The sequence below is a fragment of the Bartonella sp. AP57NXGY genome, from assembly GCF_042195805.1.
In the GTDB taxonomy this organism is placed as follows: domain Bacteria; phylum Pseudomonadota; class Alphaproteobacteria; order Rhizobiales; family Rhizobiaceae; genus Bartonella.
In genome coordinates this window covers 1-1,905 of record NZ_JBHIOZ010000219.1, presented here as the reverse complement: position 1 = coordinate 1,905, position 1,905 = coordinate 1, and the positions used below count along the sequence as shown (strand labels likewise).

At 37.8% G+C, this 1,905-nt stretch carries 1 protein-coding gene and 1 pseudogene; both read left to right on the top strand.

The window, feature by feature from the left end; genetic code table 11:
* A pseudogene (locus ACFIL8_RS09645) lies at positions 1-225 on the top strand (intracellular effector); the annotation flags it as partial.
* A gap of 324 nt (positions 226-549) precedes the next feature.
* Entirely contained in the window at positions 550-1,476 is a 927-nt protein-coding gene (locus tag ACFIL8_RS09640; RefSeq protein ID WP_375682714.1) for a YopJ/AvrA family T3SS effector serine/threonine acetyltransferase, read from the top strand.
* The last annotated feature ends 429 nt before the right edge of the window (positions 1,477-1,905 follow it).

Sequence of the window (1,905 nt, the reverse complement as noted above, 5' to 3'; positions counted from 1 at the left end):
TTAGATCCATATCTTCCAGCTCGTTTATACAAACACGTGCAAGGAAGAAGACGTCTTGGGGAATATCTAAAAGCCAATCCAGAAGCAGCACAGGAGAAAGTAAACAAAAAAGGCGAAACCCTAAACGAGAGGTTTGAGAGAAGCTTGGTAGCAACTGAGGGAAAAACTGTTTCCGTTTCACAACACAGAAAAAGAGCCACAGAATACAAATCTCTAATGATGTAATAAGCGTTTTGGCCATAGCCATATTCCACATCCACAAAGAATGAAGCTCTGCGGCTTTACGGTAAGGCATAAATTGCTGTTAGCAAATCTTCTTTTGAGGTAAAGATGCAAACAGTAAGCAACGTGATCTCTTAAAAGATAAAAAGATACCTTACCTTTGACTCTTAAAAGCGGGGGATTTTGTCTTTCGTAACAAAATTTTTTAAAATAAAGATGATTTCATCTCTTTGTTTTTTTAGATAAAAATCTTTCCTGCAAACATTGTTTAGCCAGAATTGAAGAAGATAATATCACCTATCGATTATCAATATGGAGGCTAATAGTATGAAGCCACAAGATTCTTCCCTCCCTCATTCCTCACAAACACCAGAAGGAGCAAGTGCAAATGCATCGTTAGACACTCTTACTGCACATTTAGAACAACCCAGTAGCGAAAAAGGCAAAAATATCCCATTCAATCGTGAAGAATTAAAAGATATTGTTGCCCGTTTAGAGGATGATATCTCAACTGGTCGTTGGTTCACAGCTGATTATGCAAGTACAGACCTTAAACTAATGCCAGCCTTGGTCGATCAGGCAAATCGTAAATATCCCGACATGCGTCTTCAATTGGCAGCGTCATCTCACGACTTTGCCCTTGCACTCAAAGAAGCCATCGAAAACGGCGTTCAATCTTCTAGATTTATTATTCACACAAAGGACAGGGGAATCCATTTTTCAGTGATTGATCATCAAACCATCGATGACAAAACCTCCGTGATATTTTTTGAACCTACAACACTCAACAATATGAAACCAGCAGTGCTGGCATTAAGAACACAATTGGCTCTTAAAGCGCATGAGTTGCCCAATTGTTCTTTTGCCATGGTAGAAATGGATATTCAGCGAAGCTCTTCTGAATGTGGAATGTTCAGCTTAGCCCTTGCTAAAAAGCTTCATACCGAATCTCAAAAATTAGAAAGACTGCATAAGGATAATGTTAAGGGTGTATTATGTGAACCAGATACACCTCTATCTCCTGAAAAGTTAGATACATATCTTCCAACCTCTTTTTACAAACACGTGCAAGGCAGAAGACGTCTTGGGGAATATCTAAAAGCCAATCCAGAAGCAGCACAGGAGAAAGTAAACAAAAAAGGCGAAACCCTAACCGAAAGATTTGAGAGAAGCTTAGTGGAAACAGAGACAAAAACTGTTTCTGTTTCACAACACAGAAAAAGAGCCACAGAATACAAATCTCTAATGATGTAATAAGCGTTTTGGCCATAGCCATATTCCACATCCACAAAGAATGAAGCTCTGCGGCTTTACGGTAAGGCATAAATTGCTGTTAGCAAATCTTCTTTTGAGGTAAAGAGGTAAAGATGCAAACAGTAAGCAACGTGACCTCTTAAAAGATAAAAAGATACCTTACCTTTGACTCTGAAAAGCGGGGGATTTTGTCTTTCGTAACAAAAATTTTTTAAAATAAAGATGATTTCATCTCTTTGTTTTTTTTAGATAAAAATCTTTCCTGCAAACATTGTTTAGCCAAAATTGAAGAAATAATATCATTTATCGATCATCAATATAGAGGCTAAGATTATGAAGCCACAAAATTCTTCCCTCCCTCATTCCTCACAAACACCAGAAGGAGCAAGTGCAAATGAATCTTTAGAAGACCTTATTGCACGTTTGATG

What these genes read in the sequence shown, in the direction of transcription:
- ACFIL8_RS09640 (WP_375682714.1), top strand. Translation starts at nt 550, where the DNA reads ATGAAGCCACAAGATTCTTCCCTCCCTCATTCCTCACAAACACCAGAA.